A 25,369-nucleotide genomic window follows, 5' to 3' on the forward strand; every position below is an offset into this window, starting at 1 on the left:
AGTAAATAAAATTATGGCAAAAGAAATATTATTCAATATCGATGCCCGCGACCAATTGAAGAAAGGTATCGACACACTGGCAAATGCAGTGAAAGTAACCCTCGGCCCTAAAGGTCGTAACGTTATCATCGAAAAGAAATTCGGTGCTCCCCACATCACGAAAGATGGTGTAACGGTAGCTAAAGAAGTTGAGTTGGCAGACGCATATCAGAATACCGGCGCACAGCTGGTAAAGGAAGTTGCTTCCAAGACCGGTGATGATGCAGGTGATGGTACTACAACCGCTACTGTTTTGGCTCAGGCCATCGTCGCCGAAGGCTTGAAGAACGTGACTGCCGGTGCCAGCCCGATGGATATCAAACGCGGTATCGACAAGGCTGTTGCCAAAGTGGTTGATTCTATCAAAGGACAGGCAGAGAAAGTGGGTGACAATTATGACAAGATTGAACAAGTTGCTTCTGTTTCTGCCAACAATGACCCCGTTATCGGTAAGCTGATTGCAGACGCTATGCGCAAAGTTTCCAAAGACGGTGTCATCACTATCGAAGAGGCCAAGGGTACTGATACTACTATCGGTGTGGTTGAAGGTATGCAGTTCGACCGTGGCTACCTCTCTGCTTACTTCGTTACCAACACGGAGAAGATGGAGTGCGAAATGGAGAAACCGTACATCCTGATTTATGATAAAAAGATTTCCAACTTGAAAGACTTCCTGCCTATTCTTGAACCGGCAGTACAGACCGGTCGTCCTTTGCTGGTTATTGCAGAAGATGTGGATAGCGAAGCGCTGACAACTTTGGTTGTAAACCGTCTGCGTTCTCAGTTGAAGATTTGTGCAGTGAAGGCTCCGGGCTTCGGTGACCGTCGCAAGGAAATGTTGGAAGATATTGCAGTGCTGACCGGTGGTGTTGTCATCAGCGAGGAAAAAGGTCTGAAGCTGGAACAAGCTACTATCGAAATGTTGGGTACTGCCGACAAGGTAACTGTTTCCAAGGATAATACAACTATTGTAAACGGTGCCGGTGATAAAGAAAACATCAAGGAACGTTGCGAGCAAATCAAGGCTCAGATTGTATCTACGAAATCTGATTATGACAAGGAAAAACTGCAGGAACGTCTGGCCAAGTTGTCTGGCGGTGTAGCTGTTCTTTATGTAGGTGCTGCTTCTGAGGTTGAAATGAAGGAAAAGAAAGACCGTGTAGACGATGCGCTTCGTGCTACCCGTGCCGCTATCGAAGAAGGTATTGTTCCTGGTGGTGGTGTAGCCTATATCCGTGCATTGGATGCTCTGGAAGGCTTTAAGGGTGACAATGTAGATGAAACAACCGGTATTGACATCATCAAACGTGCTATTGAAGAACCGTTGCGCCAGATTGTTGCCAACGCTGGTAAAGAAGGTGCTGTTGTTGTACAGAAAGTGCGTGAAGGCAAGGCAGACTTTGGTTACAATGCCCGTACAGATGTTTATGAAAACCTGCATGCAGCTGGTGTGGTAGATCCTGCCAAGGTTACTCGTGTGGCTCTTGAGAATGCCGCTTCTATTGCAGGCATGTTCTTGACTACAGAATGTGTAATCGTAGAGAAGAAAGAGGATAAGCCCGAAATGCCGATGGGTGCTCCCGGAATGGGCGGCATGGGTGGAATGATGTAAGACTTTTCCCCTGATTGCTTAATCAAATAGAAGAACCGCAGTGTCTTTTTGATAGATACTGCGGTTTTTTGTTTCATTTTCCTTCTTGATTATCAATAAAAAGAGTGTAATATTACAAAAGTGTTGCAAAAACGGTTCATTTTTATATCTTTTGTTCGTTTTTGTTGTTAGTTAAATAAAAAATCATATCTTTACCCTTTGTAAAGATAACCTAATCAACAAGAGCTATTAACCTTTTTAATTAAAGAGAAAAATGAACAAAAGCGAAATTGGACTAAATGCTGGGAAAGTTTGGCAGTTGCTTAGCGATTATACCAGATGGAGCTACGATTCTTTAAAGAGGAAGTCCAGACTGAAGGACAAGGAATTGGGAGCCGCATTGGGGTGGCTTGCCCGTGAGGACAAGATTGAAATTCATCAGGAAGAAGATGAACTTTATGTTTCACTAGGGGTAAATGTTTATATCGGATAAAGGGAACCGAGTGAATGGATTGATTGAGGGGCACAGATTTCATAGTGCGGAAGCATTTTCTGCCGGGGGGATGAAATCTGTGCTCCTTTGTTTTTTCATGTTGCAGAATATTCTTTCCTTTGCACATTCTTTTCAATGAACAAAAACAGAATGACTATGAGAAGTTTTGCTTCAGACAATAATTCAGGCGTACATCCGCTGGTAATGGAGGCGCTGAACCGGGCCAACCGTGACCATGCTATTGGTTATGGGGATGATCCTTGGACAGAGGAGGCTGTCCGTAAAATAAGGGAAGCGTTTACGCCGGATTGCGAACCGTTGTTCGTATTCAACGGTACGGGCAGTAATGCGGTGGCTTTGCAGCTGTGTACCCGCCCTTATAATTCCATTATTTGTGCAGAGACTGCACATATCTATGTCGATGAATGCGGTGCGCCTGCCCGCATGACAGGTTGTCAGATTCGTCCTATAGCTACCCCTGACGGCAAGCTGACGCCCGATTTAGTCCGTCCTTATTTGTGCCATTTCGGCGAACAGCATCATTCGCAGCCCGGAGCCATCTATATTTCGCAATGTTCGGAGCTGGGCACTGTCTATAAGCCAGACGAATTGCGGGCTTTGACGGATTTGGCCCATCGGCATGGCATGTATGTCCATATGGACGGAGCCCGTCTGGCAAATGCTTGTGCAGCCTTGAATCTTGGCTTTAGGGAACTGACAGTGGATTGCGGGATAGATATCCTCAGTTTCGGTGGTACGAAAAATGGACTGATGTTGGGAGAAAGCGTGGTTGTCTTTAACCCAGCCTTAAAGAAGGAAGCTTATTTTGTGCGCAAGCAGTCGGCACAGCTCGCATCCAAGCTCCGCTATCTGTCCTGCCAGTTCACTGCTTACCTGACGGACAGCCTTTGGCTGAAAAATGCCGCGCATGCCAATCGTATGGCAAAGATTCTTTACGACGGATTGAAGGAGTTGCCAGGTGTGCATTTTACGCAGAAGGTGGAAAGTAACCAGCTTTTCCTTACGATGCCCCGTCCGGTGATTGACGAGCTGTTGAAGGAGTATTTCTTCTACTTCTGGGATGAGGCCATCCACGAAATCCGTTTTGTAACCTCTTTTGATACTACGGAAGAAGATATCGAGCAATTGCTGCAATCGGTAAAAAGGCTTCTCTGAAATATATAAAAGCTCCTAACCTTCACAGGCTGGGAGCTTACTTCGAAACTTTCCCCTCTTGGGGGTAGGGGAAGGTTTACTGAAAACAAACCGATTGAATATTTACCTTAAATACCTTTGCACGATAACTTTTTTAACTAACCTTTTCAATAAATCCTTGTTAGAGTATGCTTATATACCGATAGCCTCGCGGACCGGTACAAAAGTATAGCCTTTTCGTTTCAGCGTCTTAATCATCTTGTCCAGATAGCCATTATAGAACTTGTCTGTGCGGCGGTCGTCCGTTCCGAAGTGTATCAGCATTAGGTGTCCGTTCAGACCTTCTTTCTTTTCCACCTCCATAATCTTGTCGTAGATGAATTTGCTGCTCCGGTACTTCTGTCCCATGTCCGGAGTGGTGTAGTCGGCATTGCTCATGGTACCAGGGGTATAGTTGATGACTTGAATACCCATATTCTTTGCCCAGGCGGATATTTCCTTGTTATAGTATTCGTAAGGAGGAATATAGACGGGAGCGTCTTTGTATTCGATACTTGCCTTACGGAGGGTCTCGTAGCTTCTCATCATATCGTTCTCAAACTCTTCGCGGGTGACCAGCAGAGAATCACGGTCTTCCCAAGGCATGTACAACAGATGTCCGTAACTGTGGCTGCCTACAAAATGCCCTTCGTCGAGCAGGCGTTTCACTACATCGGGATAGAGTTCATAGAACTCTCCGGTAAAGAAGAAGCCACCTTTGATGCCATGCTTCTTCAAGGTGCTGATGATGGCATCGGCACCGTCTGCTTTGTCGGCGGCAGTGAATACGAGGGTGATTTGCTTTTTTGAGGGATCGGTGCGGATAATGCCTCCGTCCACATATACATTCTTGTCATTTGGGATACCGGCTTGCTTCATTCCATCCTTCTGCATGGCAGAGAGGTAGTACGTGAGGCAGGCGGTTCCGTCCATGGTAGGCTCATTGGTGGAATAGTCGTGGATGGCGTCGTGATATACCATCAGGTCTGGCTGGAAGCGTTCGTAGTCTTGTCCGGGAGTTCCGGGAATTCCCGTCATATTGACACCGCGCAGGCTTTCGAAGATGGTACGATAGACAGGACCGTCCACCAGTCCGCCGGTAGTATTGCCCACGCCTGCATTCAGCAGTGAGGAGTGGGGTTGCGAGGGATAGTCTCCGTAAAGGGGAAGTTCCACAATCATGCTGGTTCCCCAAGGGTTACAGCCGAACAGCCAGTCGCGCAGGGAGGCTTCCATTTCGGCGTATGTGTCATCGCCGGTGGTTTCACGGTACAGCCGGCATTGGGTTAGCATGGCGGTAGTCAGATTGTTGGAACACCAGATGTAGGGTATACCGTGCAGGAAGGGGCTTTCTACCGCTTTCTCGTACGTGCGTTCAATGCCCGTACGCATGTTGCGGATGAATTCCTTGCTGATGCGGCTGTTGTCCACTTTGGCAAGATGGTAGTGCCCCATGTTCATGAACGGATACCATTGGTAGTGGCGTGCACTGTCGGCGCCCATCCAAGGAGTCACCGGTTCGCGACGTCCGTATTCAAGGGCTTGGGCCAGGTATTTGTTGTCGCCGGTGGCTTTGTACAGTTCCATGGCTCCCAGTTCCATATCGTCCACCCAGTTGTCCTCTTCGTAAATGTAGGGAGACAAGACAGAGGCAGTCTGGCATGCTCCCGGTTTCTTTACGCCTTCCTGATAGGCGGCATCGGCCTTGGCTTCGATTTCTGCTGCAAATTTAGGATAGTAGTCTTTCAGTATCTTGGCGCCTAAAGCGAAGCAGGAGGCAAACTTGCCGGCAGTGCTTGCCACTCCGGTCGTTGCATTCTTGAACTCTCCACGTACTTGCGGTTCGCCACTGCAAAAGTAAACGGGGCGTCCTTTACCCGGTCCGTAGCCGTAATCCACCAGGTCTTTGTTAGGTAGGCGCATTCCGGCATGGTCACGGTCGTCGGCTATCTGGTTGTACAGCTCGCCCGGAGCAGGATTCATCCGGTTCAGCCAGTCCAGTCCCCACTTGATTTCGTCCACGATGTCGGGAATGCCGTTGGCTCCCGGATGTCCGGCTGCATCATAGGCGTCACCGAATGATTCCGGATTTTCCTGATAGGCAAACATCATCTGGTAGATGGCATTGGCGGAGGTGGTGGTGTATTGCAGATAGTCCGTAGCATCGTGCCAGCCTCCGCGGACGTCTATATGTTGTCCGGTTTTGGTGGGATGATAGACGATGTAGCCGTCGTGCACGTGGCAGCTGTCTTTCAGGAACGGATTATAGCCGCAGCGTTGCTGCCGCATGTAGTGCAGCAGGTAGTCTGCGGTACCGTTGTAGACTTGTGCATTGATGGGGAAACGGGGGGAGACCGCTTTGCCTGCTTTCAGATAATACGTGCCCGGTTCTGTGAAATCACTGAAGTTCAACCGGTAGGTACTTTTCATGCCTCCCATCTTGCCGGTGGCTTTGGCTGTGTTGAAGGTACGCACCACCTTTCCGGTGAAAGCGTCAATCAATGAATAATTTCCTACGTTTGTTCCTTCCTCGCTCATGAATACAGCGACTTTGACGGATTGCGGCAAATAGCCGAGTTGGTTGATTCTGATCCATTCGCCTGCTTTGCCCGGCAGGGCTACGAGAGCGAATATTACCGTTAGGAGCCAATAATTACTTTTCATAATGGGGGTTTTTAATCTAAGGTTGGGGATTATATATAAAACAAATTTTCCTTATTACAAATAAAGTATTTTCTGTCAATTTTAGGAAGATTTAGGATGAATAATTAGACGATATTAGGTGTCGTTTACACTATTTTGGTGTTTTATAGACGTGAAATAAGTGTTTGGTTGAAACTAAATGTTTGTTTATCACGTAATTATTATGCTTGATGATGCTTTTTAATTTTCGTTTACCTATTTTAGTAATGCGTAAAACAAATTGGCGTGTTATTTGTTTTATGGTATTTAGACAATAAAACTAATAGACTATGGCTTATATTGATTACTATCAGGTCCTTGGAGTGGACAAAAAGGCATCTCAGGATGACATCAAGAAAGCGTTCCGCAAGTTGGCGCGCAAGTACCATCCTGACTTGAATCCGAACGATGCTACGGCCAAGGATAAGTTTCAGGCTATCAACGAGGCGAATGAGGTGCTGAGTGATCCTGAAAAGAGAAAGAAATATGATGAATATGGTGAACACTGGAAACATGCCGACGAGTTTGAGGCGCAGAAGCGGGCACAGCAGCAAGCTGGGGGCTTCGGGGGATTTGGCGGTGCCGGTTTTGGAGGTTCCGGTGCGGGATTTGGTACGGACGGAGGCGGTACGTATTGGTATTCTTCCGACGGTCAGGAATTTTCGGGCAGTAATGCCGGTGGTTTCTCAGACTTCTTCGAACAGATGTTCGGTCATCGTACGCGCGGCGGAGGCGGTGCCAATGCCGGTTTCCGCGGGCAGGATTATCATGCGGATTTGAACCTATCGCTTCGTGAGGCTGCGAAGACCCATAAACAGATATTGACGGTGAATGGTAAGCAAGTGCGTATTACCATTCCGGCCGGTGTGGCCAACGGACAGGTCATCAAACTGAAAGGCTATGGTGGCGAGGGTATCAACGGAGGTCCTGCTGGTGACTTGTACATCACGTTTGTGATTCCGGACGACTCGGTATTCAAGCGTTTGGGAGATGATTTGTATGTGGATGTGACCGTCGACCTTTATACAGCCCTGCTGGGTGGCGACCAGTTGGTGGATACTTTGGATGGTCAGGTGAAGCTGAAGGTGAAACCCGAAACTCAGAACGGGACTAAGGTACGTCTGAAGGGCAAGGGCTTCCCCATATATAAGAAGGAGGGACAGTTTGGCGATCTCATCGTGACTTATTCCGTGAAGTTGCCGACGAATCTGACGGAACAGCAGAAAGAGATGTTCCGTAAAATTAAGGGTATGAACTAATGAAAGGAGAACGGAGTATGCAGAACGAATGGATTGTCATCAGCGAATATTGTGACAAGTGTCATATAGAGCCCACTTTTATTGATATGTTGTGCGAAAGTGGGCTGATAGATGTGGAGCAGGAAGGTGGAGAACGTTATCTTCCTTTCTCCGAGTTGCCGGATGTGGAACGGTACAGCCGTATGTACTACGACCTTTCTATCAATATGGAAGGGATTGATGCCATCCATCATCTGCTGGCAAGGATGGAAGAGATGCAGCGGGAGATACACTCGCTGCGCGGCAGGCTGAGGCTGCACGGAGAGTATTAATTTTCCTTTCGTCTCTTTGAGAGCTTTTGTCCCTTTAAGAAGGAGCAAGCAGGAAATTTTTCAGAAAAAACAAGCGGGCATCGGAGAGTTTAGCTACTCCGGTGCCCGCTATATTTGTCTTGTCAAGCAATGCGTTTATTTGCGGTAGCTTTCCAGCTCTTCTGCTTTGAACTTACGGATGAAGTTAAAGTGTTTTTCCACTTCGGCTTCTGCATAGTTCACATACACCAGAGCCGATTTGCCGAACAGTTCGGGAGCCTTTGTCGCATCCTGGATGATGAGATGCGACATGATACATACCGCAGCCATCTCATAGAGGCGACGTGCCACGAAGTCCAGCAATTCCTGATTCTGTGCCTCTTTCACCGCATTGGTGCAGGCTTCGAACTTGTTGGTCATCTCTTTGATGCGGTCCATCAACGGTTGCATTTCTTCGCTGCACGGCACTTGCTCGTAGTCGCGCAAGGTGGCAGAGTATGAGCCGTTTGTTACATAGCGGATAGCAGCTACGGTCTGCAACTGAGTAGTACCTTCGTAGATAGAAGTAATACGTGCATCACGATAGATACGTTGGCAAGCATACTCCAGCATGAAGCCCGAACCGCCGTGAATCTGAATACTGTCGTAAGCATTCTGATTGGCATATTCAGAGTTCATACCTTTGGCCAGCGGAGTGAAGGCGTCGGCAAGTTTGGCATACTTCTTTTGTTCCTGGCGTTCTTCCGGAGTCAGTTTACGTTCGCGGGCGATGTCGTCCAGCGCTTTGTAGATGTCCACGTAGCGGGAAGTCTGGTACAGCAAGGAACGTCCTGCATCCAACTTAGCTTTCATAATAGCCAGCATGTCATATACAGCAGGGAATTCGATGATGGCCTTGCCGAACTGCTTGCGGTCTTTGGCATAAGCCAGACCTTCGTTGTAGGCAGCTTGTGAAAGACCTACTGACTGTGCGGCAATACCCAGACGGGCACCGTTCATCAAAGCCATAACGTATTTAATCAAACCAAGCTTGCGGTCGCCGCAGAGCTCTGCCTTTGCATTCTTGTAAACCAGTTCGCAGGTGGGAGAGCCGTGGATACCCAGCTTGTTCTCGATGCGGCGCACGTCTACACCGCCTTCATTCTTGTCGTAGATGAACATGGACAAGCCACGTCCGTCTTTCGTTCCTTCTTCTGAACGTGCCAGTACGAGGTGGAGATTGGCATCACCGTTAGTGATGAAACGCTTCACACCGTTCAGGCGCCAGCAGTTGTTGGCCTCGTCATAGGTCGCTTTCAGCATTACGCTCTGTAAGTCGGAACCGGCATCCGGTTCTGTCAGGTCCATAGACATGGTTTCTCCGGCACAGACACGTGGTATAAAACGGCTGTGCTGGTCTTCGTTACCGAATTCGTAGAGCGTTTCGATGCAGTCTTGCAGTGACCAGATGTTACCGAAACCGGCATCGGCGGCGGCAACGATTTCCGCACACATGGTGTACGGAGTAATCGGGAAGTTCAAGCCACCGAAACGGCGCGGCATGGTCATACCGTTCAAGCCAGCTTTTACCATGGCGTCGAGGTTCTGCTTAGTGCCGCTGGCATATTCCACGCGGCCGTTGGCACAGTGGGGACCTTCTTCGTCCACGCCTTCGGCATTGGGAGCAATAATCTCTCCGGTAATCTCTCCGGTGATTTCAAGTACCTTGTCAAAAGAGTCCATAGCGTCCGCATAGTCCTGCGGAGCATAGTCATACTTGTCTTTGTCTTGGTAACCGCGTTCTTTCAGTTCGCAGATACGTTCCATCATCGAGTTGTTCAGATGATACTTCAATTCGGGAACTTCGGTATAAAAATTTGCCATAATTTCTTGGTTATTTAGGTATTCTGAAGTATAGGGGCATTGTGAATTTCACTCGCTTGGCCTCTCCGTCCTGATAGCCGGGCGACCAACGGTAGACGTCGGCAATGGCCTTGAAAGCACGTATGGCTTCTTTATCGATGTCATAGCGCACGGACTGGAGGATTTTTGGATAGGTCATCTTGCCTTCTTCGTCTACAACAAACTGCAGGATTACCCTTCCTTCTGCCTTTTGCTTCCAGGCGTCTTCCGGATATTTGGTAACATTGGCCACCAGTTTCATGAGGTTCTCTATTCCTCCGGGGAAGGATGGAAATACGAAATACGGCTGATGTGCCATTTCAGTTCCGTGCTTGTCGAACATCTTTCCATCGGTGCACTGATTCTCTGAATAGTGTTCCTTTCTACGAAGTTTTCCATCGGGATAGTATTGCAGGAGTGTTCCGTCAAGTTTCCCATCACTGTAGCTCCGGGCCAGATGTATGGCACCGTCGGGATAATACACCATGGTTTGCCCCTCCAAGCGATTGTCTCTATATACTTCTGTCAGGCTGTCCTTGCCGTTTGCATAGAATGATGTATGCAAGCCTTCCCTTATCCTTTTGCGGGGATTGCTTTTGTATTCGGAGAAATGCCAGACATCCTTCTTTTGTCCTTCCAAAGCATACTCTTCCACCTTGATGCACTTTTTGTTTATCTTGGAAACAAGAGCATACCTGACTGCTTGGATGGAGTCGTCCGTCCATTGGTAATTCTTGTCCAACCAGAGTTTCTCTTGAGCGATAGCGGAAGATATACCTGAAAGAAGAACAAATATAAGAATCAGCCCTTTCATGATTACCTTTATTGTTATTTACTGTGTGATTTATAATATTTTATCATCTTCGGGATAACCTCTTCCACCGTACCGTTGATGACGTAGTCGGCAATCGTATTGATGGGAGCGTTCTCGTCATTGTTGATGGAGATGATAATACCACTTTCCTGCATACCGGCAATGTGCTGGATTTGTCCGCTGATGCCGCAAGCAATATACAGTTTGGGGCGGACAGTGACACCGGTCTGGCCAATCTGGCGGTCATGGTCGGCATAACCGGCATCGACGGCAGCACGGCTGGCGCCTACCTCAGCATGGAGTTCTTTGGCAAGCTCGAACAACATGTCAAAACCTTCCTTGCTTCCCATGCCGTAGCCTCCGGCAATCACGATGGGAGCGCCTTTCAGGTTATGTTTTGCCTTTTCTACGTGGCGGTCGATGACTTTTACCACATAGTCCGTCTCGGGCACGTACTTGGCAACGTCGTGGTTGATGACTTCGCCCTTATAGTCAGCGTCCAGTATCTCTTTCTTCATCACACCTTCGCGAACGGTTGCCATCTGCGGGCGGTGTTCGGGATTCACAATCGTGGCAACGATGTTACCGCCGAATGCGGGACGGATTTGATACAGTAGGTTCTCGTAGGTCTTACCTTCCTTCTTGTCTTCGTGGTTGCCGATTTCCAGTGAGGTACAGTCGGCGGTCAGTCCGCTGGTCAAAGCGGAAGAAACGCGCGGACCGAGGTCGCGACCGATAACGGTGGCGCCCATCAGACAGATTTGCGGCTTTTCTTCTTTGAACAAGTTGATGAGGACAGAGGAGTGGGGAAGGGAAGTATAGGGGAACAAGCCCGGAGCGTCGAATACGTGGAGTTTGTCTACTCCGTAGGGTAATACTTGCTTTTCAATGCCTGCCAGATTGCTTCCGGCAGCAACTGCCTCCAGTTGGCAGCCCAACTGATTGGCTAATTTACGACCTTTGGTCAAGAGTTCGAGACTGACGTCGGCAACTGTTGTGCCTTCTATCTCTAAATATACAAATACATTATTCATAATCTTATCCTATCGTATGGTTGGCTAACAGTTCAACAATCAAATCTTCCACATCCTTGTCGCTGCCCGTCAGCGTTTTGCTTTCTTTGGCTTGGAATGAGATGTTCTGAATGGTCTTCACCTTGGTAGGAGAGCCGCTCAGACCGCATTGTGCAAGGTCGCCGTTCACGTCGGCAACGCTCCATTCCGTGATGTTCAGATAGGGATATTTCTCGTAGAGGTCGGCGTAGGCAAGCTCAGCGCCTTCCTTGGTGATGGCAGCTTTTTCCTGGGCACCGAGGGCGCGTTTGTACTTCTGCACCAGTTTGGCATTGCGTGGGCGGCAGGGGGCGGCACTTCCGTTTACGGTGATGACGATGGGCAGGGGAGCCTCAACGGTTTCCACACCACCGTCGATATGACGTTTCACGGTAATCTTCTTGGCAGCTTTGTCCACGTTCAGAATCTCTTCTGCGTAGGTCACTTGCGTCAGTCCCAGTTTTTCGGCAACTTGCGGACCTACTTGGGCGGTATCACCGTCGATGGCCTGGCGTCCGCCGATGATGACGTCATAGTCGCCTATCTTCTTGATGGCTGTGGCAAGGGCATACGAAGTGGCAAGTGTATCGGCACCTGCAAAAGCGCGGTCAGTCAGCAGATAGCCGTTGTCGGCACCACGGTAAAGTCCTTCACGAATAACTTCGGCTGCACGTCCCGGTCCCATGGTCAGGATGGTAACGGTGGAGCCCGGATGTTCATCTTTCAGTCGGAGAGCCTGTTCAAGAGCGTTCAGATCCTCGGGGTTGAAGATGGCAGGGAGTGCCGCGCGGTTGATGGTTCCGTCGGCTTTCATGGCATCTTTCCCAACGTTGCGTGTGTCGGGAACTTGTTTTGCCAATACAACAATTTTCAAACTCATGCTATTAATTATTAGTATTAGTATTTCTTTGTATGTCAGTGCCGGGAATAGGAGTAGTAGAATCCTGCTACTGAAATTGGCCGGTTAACTCATTATCAGCCTGCAAATTTACGGAAAGAGTTGGGTTTGACAAGAAAATGGGGTGAAAAATGCACAAGTTGAGGGATTTTGCGCAAATATCAGTAGGCTCTATATCTGTAAAAAAGGTAATAAAACCGGTAATTTATCTACCTTTCCGTTCCCGTTTCCTCTGTACTTTTGCAGCGTCCGGATGAGGCCTGCACGACGGGCGGCATCGGATAAACAAGTATCGCTACTTAAATGCTATTATAGAATATGTATATTGAAAAAGTAAATTCCCCTGCTGACGTGAAAAAGTTATCAGTCAGCGAAATGAACGGATTGGGTGGAGAAATCCGCCAGGTGTTGTTAAACAAGTTGAGCTCCCACGGAGGACACGTAGGTCCCAACCTGGGAATGGTAGAAGCCACCATAGCCCTGCATTACGTGTTCGATTCACCAACGGACAAGATAGTTTATGACGTGTCCCATCAAAGTTATACCCATAAGATATTGACAGGCCGCCGGGCAGCGTTTATGAATGCGGACGAGTATGACGAAGTCTCCGGATATTCCGAACCGTCGGAAAGCGAGCACGACTTCTTCGTCATCGGGCATACCTCTACCTCCGTCAGTCTGGCAAGCGGGCTTGCCAAGGCGCGTGACTTGAAGGGGGAGACGGGTAATGTGATTGCCGTCATCGGCGATGGCTCGCTAAGTGGTGGCGAAGCCTTCGAAGGATTGAATGTAGGTGCCGAACTGGGCACGAACTTCATCGTCATTGTCAACGACAACCAGATGTCCATTGCCGAGAATCATGGCGGGCTATACCGCAATCTGCAACAGTTGCGCGAAACGGAGGGTCAGGCTCCCTGCAACTATTTTAAGGCAATGGGATATGATTATCTCTATGTGAAGGATGGCAATGACGTGGAGCAATTGATAGAGGCTTTCCGTGAAGTGAAGGACAAGAAGCATCCGGTTGTGGTACATATCAATACCTTGAAAGGTAAGGGATACAAATTGGCGGAAGAGCAGAAAGAACGTTTCCATTACAGTGTTCCGTTCGACCTTGAGACCGGCAATCTGACCGGTGAGCCTGGGAAGGGTGAAGACTATGCCGACCTTACCGCCGGTTATCTGTTGCAGGAGATGAAGAAAGACCCGACTGTGGTGGGTATCACCGCAGGTACACCTACGGTATTTGGCTTTACACCGGAGCGCCGCAAAGAGGCAGGGCGGCAGTTCATTGATGTGGGCATTGCCGAAGAGCAGGCTGTTGCCATGGCTTCTGCCATTGCTGCCGGAGGTGGAAAACCGGTATTCGGGGTTTACAGCACCTTTATCCAGCGCGCCTACGACCAGTTGTCCCAGGATCTTTGCATCAACAATAATCCTGCACTGATTCTTGTCTTCTGGGGAAGCTTGTCGAGTATGAATGACGTTACCCATCTTTGTCTTTTCGATATTCCGGTTATCGGCAATATTCCGAATATGGTTTATCTGGCACCTACTTGCCGTGAGGAGTATATGGCAATGCTGGAGTGGGGCATCCGTCAGACGGAACATCCGGTTGCCATTCGCGTGCCGGCCAATGGGGTTGTTCGCAGGAATGTAGAACCAGAGAAGGATTACGGCAAGACGCTGAACCGTTATGAGGTGTCCCATCGTGGAGAGAAGGTCGCCATATTGGGACTGGGCTCTTTCTATCAGTTGGGCGAAGCTGTGGCTGCCCGGTTGAAGGAAGAGAAAGGAATGGATGCCACGCTTGTCAATCCCCGCTACATCACGGGTGTGGACGAGGCTTTGCTCGATGACCTGAAGCTCGACCATACACTGGTCATTACTCTTGAGGACGGAGTGCTGGACGGTGGCTTTGGCGAGAAGATTGCCCGTTACTACGGTCCGTCGGATATGAAGGTACTGAACTATGGTGTGAAGAAAGAGTTTATCGACCGTTACGATGTGGAGGAACAGTTGAAGAAGAACCGGTTGACGGTTCCGCAGATTGTGGAAGATATCTGTAGGATTTGTTAAGAATTGAAAAAGGAGATGCAGTTTGATGCATCTCCTTCTTTTATTTATTTAATACCCAGTTTCTTGGCAATATCCTTAGGCAGTGCATCCTTGTGCACAATGATGTTCATTGTTTTATAGCGCACGAAAGCTTTGGAAGCATACCACAAACCTTTGTACTTTCCGGCTTCACCCCAAGAGTTCTTTACCATATAGTATTCGTTGCCTTCCTGGTCTTTGGCTATACCGTAAATCAGCATACCGTGGTCGTCAGTAGTTTCCCAGTTGTCGTATGCCAGCTGGCGCTCTTCTTGTGTGCACCACTTCTGCGGTTGAGGCTTGCTGTTCAGTTTCTTTTCTTCGGGTTTCATTTTCAGCCAGTGTGCCATGTCAGAACCGCTCAGTTCTTGCACCTTTTCTGCATCGGGCATTACGGCTATACCGTCGCGTGTGAAGCCTTGTTCGCTTACGTCACTACCCCATGCAATGGTGTAACCCTTATTGATAGCGTTGTCAAACACTTCCATCAACTCGTCGATAGGCAAGTTGTAGGAAGAAGCCCAACGCCAGTTGTCTTGTATTTCTAGGACGAACGGCTGGTAGAAGGGATGGTGGGTATAGGAAGTCAGTGAGATATAGTCATCTGCATTCAGTCCGGTAGATTCATAGAAAGACTTCGGAGTATATTCCTTGCCTTTGTAGGTGAACTTCTCGGGACGTTCGCCCAGATAAATATCGTGGATAGCGGTAATGGCTTTCTTCCAGAGCGGGTTCTTGTCTTGGTCTGTTTGCAGGCTGCGGTGTTTTCCCTTGGCAATGGCTGCCACTACGGCATCAGATACGGCTGTCAATTCGGTGTGGTTGCTCAGCGTGTCGCCATACATAACGCCCGGACGCATTTCCTCTTCGGGCACCAGACCGAAAGTTTTCATACCATAAATTACATCGTAGAACGAACCGCCTTGTGAGAACGAAACGTCACCATGTGTACGCACTGCCTTGTCGGCACGGTCCAGATAGGTGTTGTGTACGATAAACATTTCAGAAAAGTCGTATTCGCCTTTGCCCATGCGGAGCAGTTCGGATTCGATGAATGCCAATCCGGAATAGCACCAGCATGTACCGGCGCGGTTCTGGTTCTTAACAGAAGTGATCGGATTTTCTTTTACGGTCGTAAAGATGAAACCTTCCTCTTTCAGAGTGTCTTGTGCTATTGTGTTTAAACTTAATAAACCCAATGCAGCCATCAGTATTGATTTCTTCATCATAATTAAAATGTTATAGATTTATTGTTGCAACTGCAAATATAGGTAGAATATCGTAAACAAAAGCTATCTTTGAAGCGTTAATTCCGACACTTATGGAGAAAATAATACATATTGATGACCGTAGCGGTCTTGTTTTGGAGGGTGGCGGTATGCGCGGCGTCTTCACTTGCGGTGTGCTCGACAACTTTATGGATCGTGGCATTCGCTTTCCCTATACCATCGGCGTCAGTGCCGGAGCCTGCAACGGACTTTCCTATATGTCCGGTCAGCGCGGGCGTGCCAAGTACAGCAATATCGACTTGTTGGAAAAATACAATTACATCGGATTGAAGTATCTGTTGAAGAAGCGGAATATCATGGATTTCGACTTGTTGTTCCAGGAGTTTCCGGAACACATACTTCCCTACGACTACGAGGCATACTTTCATTGCCCCGAACGCTATGTGATGGTAACTACCAATTGCGAGACGGGCGAAGCGAACTATTTTGAGGAGAAGCGGAGTAAAGAGCGCGTCATTGATATTGTGCGTGCTTCGAGCAGTCTGCCGTTTGTCTGTCCCGTTACCTATGTGGACAACACCCCGATGCTGGATGGAGGTATTGTGGACAGTATCCCTTTGATGCGTGCCCGTCAGGATGGATTTACCAATAATGTGGTAGTATTGACGCGCAATCATGGATACCGTAAGGAAATTCAGGGAACGAAGGTTCCACCTTTTATATATAAGAAATATCCGCTATTGCGTGAAGCTATCAATCGCCGCAGCATTGTCTATAATCAACAGTTGGAGCAGGTGGAACGGATGGAAGCCGCCGGGGAAATTATTGTTATCCGTCCACAGAAGCCGGTAGTGGTAGACCGCATCGAGCGTGACATCAAGAAGCTGACGGAGCTTTATGAAGAAGGATACCGGTGTGCGGAACAGTTTGTTTTTCGTTTTTGATTCTGAGAGAGTATACTATGAGAGCTGGTACAATTAGCATCTGCTCCCATATTGTTTTCATTCTTTTCTATTAATTTGCTGCTAAAGCTAAAGTTTATTTAGCAAAAAACACGCGTAGAATACCTTTAGAAAGGGGATGTATCAAAAATACCACCTTTCGTAACATTTGTTATAGGTGCAAATTCTGGTTTCGCTTAATTTTGCTGACACAAAACTCAATTGCAGAATTGGTTTATTATTAACTTTAAATTGATAGATATGTTGAAAAGCATTAGTCTCAGGCTTTGCACACTAATTGTGCTTCTCTTTGCGGGCATCTCTTCCTTTGCCCAGCAAGTCCAGGTAAAAGGTACTGTCGTTGAAAAATCGAGTGGTGAATCCATTATCGGTGCTTCTGTCATGGAAGTAGGTTCCAACAGTAATGGAACAATTACGGATATTGACGGAAATTTCACTCTGTCTGTAGCTTCCGGTGCCACATTGTCTGTATCCTATATAGGATATAAAACCGTTACAGTAAAGGCACAGCCCATTTTACGCATTGAGTTGACGGAAGATTCCCAGTTGATTGATGAAGTAGTAGTGACCGGCTATATGTCCGAGAAGAAGGCCAGTTTGACTGGTTCGGTAGCTGTGGTCAAGATGAAGGATGTAGCAGATATTCCTACGGGAAATGTGTTGTCGAGCTTGCAGGGACGTGTTGCCGGTATGAACATTACGACTGACGGCACACCGGGCGGTGGAAATACTTCTACATTGGTCCGTGGTAAGTCATCTTTCCGAAATGATGCCAATTCCCCGCTTTATGTCATTGACGGTGTGATGACCCGTGAGAACATCTCGTCTATCCTTTCTTCCAATGATGTAGAATCCATTCAGGTATTGAAGGATGCCGCTTCCGCTTCTATTTATGGTGCACAGGCTGCCAATGGTGTGATTATCATTACTACCAAACGTGCCAAGAAAGGGGAGACCCGTGTGGATTTTGATATGTCGTTGACTTTGCAGACCTATCAATGTGGCTTTGATATGTTGAATGCAGATGAGTGGGGCCAGGTTTATTGGTCGGCTTATAAGTATGCCAATAATGGAGCTACGCCAAGCAGCGAAATATATGGTAATGGTGCAACTCCCCAACTTCAAGACTATATCGGCCTGAATGGAGCTAAAGTACATGCCGTTGATACGGATTGGCGCGATGTGGTTTATCGCACTGCCTTGATGCAGAATTATAGTGCGACACTTTCAAAGGGCTCTGACAATGGTGCCTTCTCGTTAGCGTTGAACTATCTCGACCATGACGGTCTGGTAGAGAATACGAATTTCCAGCGTATCAATACCCGCATCAGTTCTAACTATCATTATCTTGACAATCGCTTGCGCATCGGCGAGAACGTTGCCATCAATCGTTGGACACAAACCCTCAGTCCGGCCGGTGTAGATGAGAATGCCATCAAACAGCATCCTGCCAAGACGGTTTATGATGAGAATGGCAATTATAACGATGCCATCAATGATGTTTTGGGTGATGCCCCCAATATGGCACGTTTGTTGGAGAATGAAAAACAGAACAAACATGATTACTGGCGTATCTTTGGTAATGCATTCCTTGAAATTGAACCGATTAAGAACCTGGTGCTGAAAACCAATTTCGGTATGAATTATTATGATGAAACCAACAAAACTTTTGAGCCGGCATGGGCACGTGATGAGGTCAATAAGCTGACTCAATCATCCAACAAAAGACTGGATTGGGTATGGACCAATACCGTGACTTATAGCAAAGCTTTTGGAAAGAACAATCTGACTGCACTTCTTGGTACAGAAGCCAAGAAGAACCATTCGGAATCCATGTTCGGTTATGGTACGGGACTGGCTGTAGAAGATGAAGATTATATTTATCTCGACGGTGTGACTGCCGGTAAGAATGTAGGTGCCGGTGCTTCCAATTATGGCATGGTGTCTTACTTTGGTAAAGTGAACTATGATTATGAAGGACGGTATTTGGCCTCTGTTACGGTGCGCCGTGATGCTTCTTCCCGCTTGGCAAAGGGTAATAATGTGGATTACTTCCCTTCAGTGTCGGCAGGCTGGCGCATTTCAAGTGAGAAGTTTATGGAAGCGACCAAGAATTGGTTGGCAGATTTGAAACTACGTGCTTCATGGGGTATCAATGGTAACGATATTATTGATAATGAGGCCCCCTATACTAAATACTTGATTAGTCTGAAGGATGCAAGCTACAACATGAACGGTGATGGAACGACTTTGGCCCCCGGTGGCTACAAAGTGAGGTCTACCAATCCTGATTTGAAGTGGGAGAGTACAAGACAACTCAATATCGGTGTGGACGCCGCTTTCTTGAACGGACGCCTGAGCGCTTCTCTCGATTATTTTGATAAGAAGACAAGTGATATGCTTGTGGAGAAACCGTATATTGCTGTCATTGGCGAGGGTGGTTACTGCTGGTATAATGGTGGTACGATGAACAATAAAGGTTTCGAGATGGCACTGACCTGGAATGATAAGGTAAAAGATTTCCAGTATAATGTAGCATTCAACCTTTCATATTACAAAAATGAAGTGACAGAGCTGACGGAAGAAATTTACTATACTTATGGTGGCGGTAATGGGGTTGACAAGACTTTGGTTGGCCAACCGTTCGGTTCATGGATGGGCTTCAAGACAGATGGAGTGTTCCGTACCCAGCAGGAGGTGGATGAGTATAAATCCAAATATAATGTACAGTTTGGCGCTCCCGGAGTAGGACGTATCAAATACGTGGATGCTGACGATAACGGTACGATTGATACGAACGACCGTGTATGGTTGGGTTCTGACAATCCGAAAGTGATTGCAGGTCTGAATCTTGGGGCATCTTGGAAAGGCTTTGACCTCAGCATGTTCTTCAACGGTATGATTCGTGATGCCTATAACAACTCCAAATATTATACGGATTTATTCCAATGCTGGACCGGTAATCACTCTACCCGCCTGCTCGATGCCATGCATGCTTACGAGAACTTTGAAAAGACGGGTGTTTACAATAGCAGTGTACCTGCTTTGACCACTCTTAACAGCAACAATGAGCACGAAGTATCTGAGTTCTATATTGAAAATGGTTCGTATATCAAGCTGAAAAGTCTGACATTGGGTTACACGCTTCCTAAAGCAGTTCTCGATAAGATGAAGATGCGTCATGCGCGCATTTATTTCCAGGCTCAGAATTTGTTTACGATTACCGGTTATACAGGTGCCGACCCTGAAGGTCTGGGTTATCCTTATCCGTTGCCCCGTACGTTCTCTTTGGGATTATCATTTGGTTTCTAAACTTTAAAACTATACTATCATGAAATTGAAACATTTATATATGCTTGGCGTAGTAGCGCTGATGACTGCAAGCTGTAATGAAGACCGTTTCCTGGATTTGAAGCCCCAGGGTAGCTTGAATGAAGATATTATGACTTCTACAGAAGGTGCCGACCTTTTGGTGAATGCCGCGTATGCAGCTTTGGGTGGTCCCGAAGGACAGAGCTGGAGTGTATGGTGTCATCCTACTTCCAATTGGACCTATGGTGAGGTACGTTCGGATAATGCCTATAAAGGCGGTGGTGGTGTTGGTGACCTTAATGAAGTGCACCGTATGGAGACATTTGATATGGATGCAACCAATGGATTTCTGGACAGCAAGTGGTACCATCTATATTGCAGTGTACAGCGTTGTAACTCTGCATTGCGCGTTCTGAATGCTGCAACAGATGAGCAGGTGAACGGACGTGTATCCCGTATTGCGGAGATGAAAGTGCTTCGTGCCCATTATTACTTTGAATTGAGCCGCCTTTTCAACAAGATACCTTATTTTGATGAGAACGTTGAGATTTCCCAATATCCGGATATTCCGAACAATGAGTTTACCCGTGACGAGATTCTGAGTATGCTGGCCAAGGAGATGCTTGATGCCGCCGAACTGCTTCCTGCATCACAGTCGGAGGTAGGGCGTATTCATAAATATATAGCACTGGCCTATGCGGCTAAAATCAAGCTGTACCAAGCGTATCAGCAAGATGAGACTACGCATGCCGTAACTTCCATCAATAAAGAGCTGCTGAGGGAAGTCGTTTCGCTTTGCGACCAAGTGACTGCCAGCAACCGTTACGGTTTGCTTGACGATTTCCAGGGATTGGATTTAGTAGCTAATGAAAACGGTAAAGAGTCTGTTTTTGCCATTCAATATTCCATGAATGACGGTACCGAAAGTGCCGGCCGCATCAATTGGAGCAATCTGTTGAATTCTCCGGGTGGAGGCAGCCCTTACGGAGGTGACGGTTTCTTCCTGCCCAGCCAAGACCTGATTAATGCTTATCAGACAGATGCAAACGGTCTGCCCGATTTTAATTATCAGTCAAAGTCTGATTATAGTTGGGCGGTATTGAACAATGGGGTTTATACTTTACAAAACACGACTCCCAATGTAGACCCGCGTCTCGATTTTGTTGTGGGCCGTCCTACTATAACTTGGAAAACTTACCCGGACAAACCATGTGAAGGATGGGTGCGTGATAAGGAAACTTATGGCTATAATTGCGCGAAGCGCTTCTGGGTTTCTCCGGAAAGTAGTGATATGTTTAATGGCTGGCCTTGGGGGGCTTCACAGTTGAACTGGCAGATTATACGTTACGCGGATATTCTTCTTTGGAAAGCTGAGGCTCTTATTGAACTCAATGAAGGCAATGGACTCGAAACTGCCCGTGATTTGATTAATCAGATACGCAATCGTGCCCGGAACAGCGCCTATGTAAAGGATTTCAACGACCATTCCAACTATGCGGCCAACTACCTTGTCAATCCTTATCCTGCTGATGTCTGGAATCAGGATTATGCCCGTCAGGCCCTCCGTTGGGAAACACGTCTGGAGAAGGCTTTGGAAGGTGAACGTTTCTTCGACCTGGTCCGTTGGGGCATAGTGGAAACAACCATGAACAAGTACATCGCTGCGGAGTCAGACAATCGCATTTATTATGCCAATGCGCACTTTACGGGTGGAAAGGATGAGTATTATCCGGTTCCGAACAATCAATACGGATTTTCTGGAGGCAAGTATGTACAGAATCCCGGTTATGCTCCGTTCAACTAATTATATTTTGAAATAAAAACGGAAGGGAGGGGAAACAAACGTTTCCCCCTCTTCCTTTAAACAATCTTTTATTATGAAACACTTTGCCTATTCTATATTGGGCTGTCTATTGCTTTCTTTGAATGCAGCTTTTGCTCAAAAAACATGGTCGTTTGATGGGCAGGACCCCTTACTCTCCAGTGACGGCAAGTCATTGTTGAATTTGTACACTATAAAGGAAATACCGGAATTTGTTACCGGAGTCGAAGGTAAAGCCCTTCGTACAGACGGGTATTCCACTTGGATGGATACAACCACGGAAGGAGATGTTTCGTCGTTGTCCGGATGGTTTGCTCTGGAATCTTATCCGACGGATACTGCTGCCTTTATGGGAATCAGAGACATGGCAGGAACATCTGTAGCGGTATGTGTAGACCGTTATGGTGAGCTGCTGTTGGGAATGGGGCAGAATGGCTCATACTCTTACTGTTCATTAAAGACAAAAGTCGACCGTTTCAAGTGGCTGCATGTAGTCCTTGATTTGAATAATGAATCGGTTTGCCTGAATGGGCAGAGGATGAGTGTAGAGGTATGGCCCCGGAACTTGCAAGATGGTGAAATGATGCTTCGGGTAGGTAAGGATTTCAGGGAAAAGAAGGTTTGGATGTACGATGTTACGGCTATAAACGGGTTGATTGACGGGATAAGCCTCACTCCCTTTTCCGATGATTCGTCTGCATGGAGAGACGAGATTGCCTTAGGATTGAAGAAGACTCCGGTTTTGGCTATTCCGGAAACCCGTTTTGCGAAGGACTTCAACCGTCCCCGCTATCATCTGTTACCGGCTGCCAACTGGACGAATGAGACGCATGGTTTACTTCTTTATAAAGGTAAATATCATATATTCAATCAGAAGAATGCTTCTGCAATCTTCCTGGGACAGATAAATTGGGGACATTTCAGCAGTCCCGATATGCTTCATTGGACGGAGGAAAAGCCGGCTTTGACTCCTGATGCTGCTTATGACAAGAATGGAATATGGTCCGGGCATGCTGTTATCAATGATGACGGTATCCCCCAGCTGATATACACAGCCGGTGGAGACAAGATGGGAGTGGGTATTGCTTTTCCAAAAGATACTGCGTTGATAGAATGGGAGAAATATGCGGGTAATCCGGTTATTGCCGAGAAGCCTGCCGGATATACCCGTACGGACATGCGTGACCAGTATGTCTGGAAAGAGGGTGATGTCTGGTATATGATTATCGGTTTCGGCATTGAGCAGACCGATACACCCCACGGGGCTTTGCTGCTTTATAAATCGGCGGACTTGAAGAGATGGGATTTTGTACATTTGCTGTTTGAGGGCAATCCGGAAGTGGATGACTCCGGTATTTTCTGGGAAATGCCGGTCTTTAAGAAGATGGGCGGCAAGTATGTTCTTTTGGTGAATAGGGTTCCTCATAAAGGCATACCTGCGCGTTGCCAGTATTGGATAGGAGATTTCAAGAATGAAAAGTTTATACCGGACAATCCGGTTCCTCAAAATCTGGAGGTCATCAACCGCTTGCTGTCCCCTTCTGTTGTGGAGACTTCGGAAGGGGATGTTGCTGCCATTGCCATTATACCCGATGAAATAGGAGGGGAGGCCACTTATGAACAAGGATGGGCGCATCTCTATAGTATGCCCAGAAGATGGCAGCTGAAAGATGGAAAACTATGCCAAACACCCCATCCCGTAATGAAACAATTGCGTGAACAATCCACGGTTTATTCCAGGCAGGCATTGACTGCTGCGAAACCGCGCATTGTGAGCAGAAGGGAACATCAGCTTGAAGTCAAGGCGACTTTTTATCCCGGTGACGCAAAACGGTTTGGATTTACATTGTGTAAGAATCCGGATAATAGCGAATATAGCCTGATGTATTATGATGTGGAAAAGGAGGAACTTATTGTGGACCAGACGCATTCTTCCTTGCGTGCACACATTCCTTTGAAGCTCCGCAGGGATCGGTATCGGTTGGATACAACCAAGCCGGTGGAGATTCGTCTGTTTATAGACGGTTCTGTGGTGGAAGGATTTATTAATGATGAGGATGCATTCACCACAAGAATCTTTCCTCTGAAAGAAAACAGTACGCTATTGGAACTATTCTCTGACGGAAATACAACGGAAGTTGCTGCCGAAGTTTGGAGACTGAAAGATGCAAGGGTAAAGATGAACTTTTAATGAAAATACAGAAAATGAAGATACCGACTATATTGGGTGCACTTTTAGTGGCAGGAACATTGTCTGCCGGTGCACAAATGAATTCAGACAGTTTATACAAAGAGCCTTATCGTCCTCAGTATCATTTCAGTCCGGAGAAGGGATGGATTGGTGACCCCTCGGGATTCATGTACTATCAGGGTAAATATCATATGTACTGGTGGGGCAAAGTCGAATCTACAGATTTGGTACATTACCAACAGATAACCCCTTATGCCATGACCGGAGCAGATGACAATATCAGTTACTTCACCGGTTCTGCAGTCGTAGACAAGAACAACACTGCCGGTTTCGGCAAAGGTGCTTATGTGGCGGCTTACACCGTTTTTGAGAAGGACTCCAAGAAACAAGCGCAGGGCATCTCTTTCAGTCATGACGGAAAGACATTTCATTATTACGAAGGTAACCCGGTTCTGGACCTTTGGAGTACGGAATTTAGGGACCCTACCGTCTTCTGGCACGAGCCGACTCAAAAATGGGTGATGGTTGTAGCCAAGGCCCTGGAGAAGAAAATCAAGTTTTATACCTCTCCTGATTTGAAAAACTGGACTTGGACCAGTGATTTCGGCCCTGCCGGTGACAGTGAAAAGTCTTGGGAGTGCCCGGATTTATTCCAGTTGTCGGTTGACGGGGATTCTGACAAGAAAAAGTGGGTGATGGTCGTATCTGTAAACTGGGCGCAAGAACAATACTTTATAGGAGACTTCGACGGCACTTCTTTTAAGCTGATGGATAACCATCCTGCAGAGCCTCTATATGTGGACAAAGGGCTGGACTTTTATGCATCCCGTACATTTCAGGATTTTGACGGAACGTTGGATTCCAAAATTTCGATGGGCTGGGTTGCAACCTGGGACTATGCACCGGTAGCTCCATCGAAGTATGGGAAGGGCTTTTGGTCCATTCCCCGCAACCTGGAACTGAAGACATACAAGGAAGGCGTGAGGCTGGTGCAGAAGCCGGTGGAACAGTTGCAAACACTTCGCCATAAGCCTGCATCGGTGAAACGTGCTTTATCGGTGGGGACACAGAGGTTACCCGGCTTTGTTCCCGATAAGAATGTCTACGAACTCGATGCTTCGTTTTCTACTGACGTATCCAACACCTTTGGCTTGAATTTGTGTGTGGGTGAAGGGCGCAAAGTGGTGGTCAGCTATGATACGGATTCACATAATCTGGTGATTGACCGTACCCATTGCTCCGATGTGCAGATTCCTAAATTCAGCCGTATGGCATATGCCAGGGTGGAACCGGTAGATAATAAGATACATTTGCATATATTTGTAGACAAATCGAGTATTGAAATCTTTGCCAATGACGGGAAGGATGTATTCACATTATTAACCTATCCGGGCGAGGCTCAAACCGGTATCGAACTTTTTGCGCAGAAGAAGGGGACGAAAATGGAGTTGGATGCCTGGATGCTTAAATCAATATGGAGATGAGGAATTTAATTTGTGTTATTTTAGACTGAATGTAACATTTGTAGTATGCTTTGAAACAAAAAAGATAGTCTCCTGCTGC

At 47.3% G+C, this 25,369-nt stretch carries 17 protein-coding genes; 11 read left to right on the forward strand and 6 right to left on the reverse strand.

Annotated elements, in window-relative coordinates; genetic code table 11:
* Positions 1-13 precede the first annotated feature (13 nt).
* The 3 genes from groL (at position 14) to JXR92_RS08575 (ending at position 3,299) form a co-directional block, all read left to right on the forward strand.
* Entirely contained in the window at positions 14-1,651 is a 1,638-nt protein-coding gene (groL, locus tag JXR92_RS08565) for a chaperonin GroEL (protein ID WP_016273163.1), read from the forward strand.
* Between the two features lie 253 nt (positions 1,652-1,904).
* Positions 1,905-2,123: a winged helix-turn-helix domain-containing protein gene (locus tag JXR92_RS08570; RefSeq protein ID WP_117601577.1), complete on the forward strand. Its 219-nt coding sequence runs from the start codon at positions 1,905-1,907 to the stop codon at positions 2,121-2,123.
* Between the two features lie 156 nt (positions 2,124-2,279).
* Positions 2,280-3,299, forward strand: coding sequence for a threonine aldolase family protein (locus JXR92_RS08575; RefSeq protein WP_138344720.1), 1,020 nt, complete (start codon positions 2,280-2,282; stop codon positions 3,297-3,299).
* Positions 3,300-3,470: 171 nt separating this feature from the next.
* Here the strand turns inward: JXR92_RS08575 and JXR92_RS08580 are convergent, their stop codons facing one another.
* Complete coding sequence (locus JXR92_RS08580; RefSeq protein WP_117601575.1) at positions 3,471-5,981, reverse strand: glycoside hydrolase family 9 protein; 2,511 nt, start codon at positions 5,979-5,981, stop codon at positions 3,471-3,473.
* 308 nt (positions 5,982-6,289) lie between these two features.
* Here JXR92_RS08580 and JXR92_RS08585 point away from each other — a divergent pair, with 308 nt between their 5' ends.
* Positions 6,290-7,258, forward strand: a complete 969-nt coding sequence (locus JXR92_RS08585) for a DnaJ C-terminal domain-containing protein (protein ID WP_138344722.1) — start codon at positions 6,290-6,292, stop codon at positions 7,256-7,258.
* Between the two features lie 17 nt (positions 7,259-7,275).
* Positions 7,276-7,569: a chaperone modulator CbpM gene (locus JXR92_RS08590; protein ID WP_009036538.1), complete on the forward strand. Its 294-nt coding sequence runs from the start codon at positions 7,276-7,278 to the stop codon at positions 7,567-7,569.
* A 135-nt stretch (positions 7,570-7,704) separates the two neighbouring features.
* Here JXR92_RS08590 and JXR92_RS08595 read toward each other — a convergent pair whose 3' ends face one another.
* From JXR92_RS08595 to JXR92_RS08610, 4 genes are read right to left on the reverse strand one after another with little or no spacing between them, the layout of a single operon-like run.
* Complete coding sequence (locus JXR92_RS08595; RefSeq protein ID WP_005826256.1) at positions 7,705-9,411, reverse strand: acyl-CoA dehydrogenase family protein; 1,707 nt, start codon at positions 9,409-9,411, stop codon at positions 7,705-7,707.
* A gap of 10 nt (positions 9,412-9,421) precedes the next feature.
* Positions 9,422-10,243 (reverse strand): energy transducer TonB, encoded by an 822-nt coding sequence (locus JXR92_RS08600; protein ID WP_117601572.1) that lies wholly within the window; start codon positions 10,241-10,243, stop codon positions 9,422-9,424.
* 14 nt (positions 10,244-10,257) lie between these two features.
* A complete protein-coding gene (locus tag JXR92_RS08605) occupies positions 10,258-11,277 on the reverse strand; it encodes an electron transfer flavoprotein subunit alpha/FixB family protein (protein WP_117601571.1) in 1,020 nt (339 codons plus the stop codon).
* Positions 11,278-11,281: 4 nt separating this feature from the next.
* Positions 11,282-12,175 carry an electron transfer flavoprotein subunit beta/FixA family protein gene (locus JXR92_RS08610; protein WP_117601570.1) on the reverse strand — a complete coding sequence of 298 codons (894 nt, stop codon included), beginning with the start codon at positions 12,173-12,175 and terminating at the stop codon, positions 11,282-11,284.
* 336 nt (positions 12,176-12,511) lie between these two features.
* Here JXR92_RS08610 and JXR92_RS08615 point away from each other — a divergent pair, with 336 nt between their 5' ends.
* A complete protein-coding gene (locus JXR92_RS08615; protein ID WP_119993020.1) occupies positions 12,512-14,272 on the forward strand; it encodes a 1-deoxy-D-xylulose-5-phosphate synthase in 1,761 nt (586 codons plus the stop codon).
* A 44-nt stretch (positions 14,273-14,316) separates the two neighbouring features.
* Here JXR92_RS08615 and JXR92_RS08620 read toward each other — a convergent pair whose 3' ends face one another.
* Positions 14,317-15,516: a C1 family peptidase gene (locus JXR92_RS08620; RefSeq protein WP_061411214.1), complete on the reverse strand. Its 1,200-nt coding sequence runs from the start codon at positions 15,514-15,516 to the stop codon at positions 14,317-14,319.
* 95 nt (positions 15,517-15,611) lie between these two features.
* Here JXR92_RS08620 and JXR92_RS08625 point away from each other — a divergent pair, with 95 nt between their 5' ends.
* The 5 genes from JXR92_RS08625 to JXR92_RS08645 all read left to right on the forward strand — a co-directional run bounded on the left by JXR92_RS08625 (position 15,612) and on the right by JXR92_RS08645 (position 25,290).
* Positions 15,612-16,463 carry a patatin-like phospholipase family protein gene (locus tag JXR92_RS08625; RefSeq protein WP_061411208.1) on the forward strand — a complete coding sequence of 284 codons (852 nt, stop codon included), beginning with the start codon at positions 15,612-15,614 and terminating at the stop codon, positions 16,461-16,463.
* A 258-nt stretch (positions 16,464-16,721) separates the two neighbouring features.
* Positions 16,722-19,793 carry a SusC/RagA family TonB-linked outer membrane protein gene (locus JXR92_RS08630; protein WP_138344724.1) on the forward strand — a complete coding sequence of 1,024 codons (3,072 nt, stop codon included), beginning with the start codon at positions 16,722-16,724 and terminating at the stop codon, positions 19,791-19,793.
* Positions 19,794-19,812: 19 nt separating this feature from the next.
* Complete coding sequence (locus tag JXR92_RS08635; RefSeq protein WP_138344726.1) at positions 19,813-21,597, forward strand: RagB/SusD family nutrient uptake outer membrane protein; 1,785 nt, start codon at positions 19,813-19,815, stop codon at positions 21,595-21,597.
* Positions 21,598-21,670: 73 nt separating this feature from the next.
* Positions 21,671-23,806 carry a glycoside hydrolase family 32 protein gene (locus JXR92_RS08640; protein ID WP_061411203.1) on the forward strand — a complete coding sequence of 712 codons (2,136 nt, stop codon included), beginning with the start codon at positions 21,671-21,673 and terminating at the stop codon, positions 23,804-23,806.
* A complete protein-coding gene (locus JXR92_RS08645; RefSeq protein WP_131225920.1) occupies positions 23,806-25,290 on the forward strand; it encodes a glycoside hydrolase family 32 protein in 1,485 nt (494 codons plus the stop codon). The genes JXR92_RS08640 and JXR92_RS08645 overlap by 1 nt, the downstream gene beginning before the upstream one ends.
* The last annotated feature ends 79 nt before the right edge of the window (positions 25,291-25,369 follow it).

It is taken from the genome of Bacteroides parvus (assembly GCF_017309675.2).
GTDB lineage: Bacteria > Bacteroidota > Bacteroidia > Bacteroidales > Bacteroidaceae > Bacteroides > Bacteroides uniformis.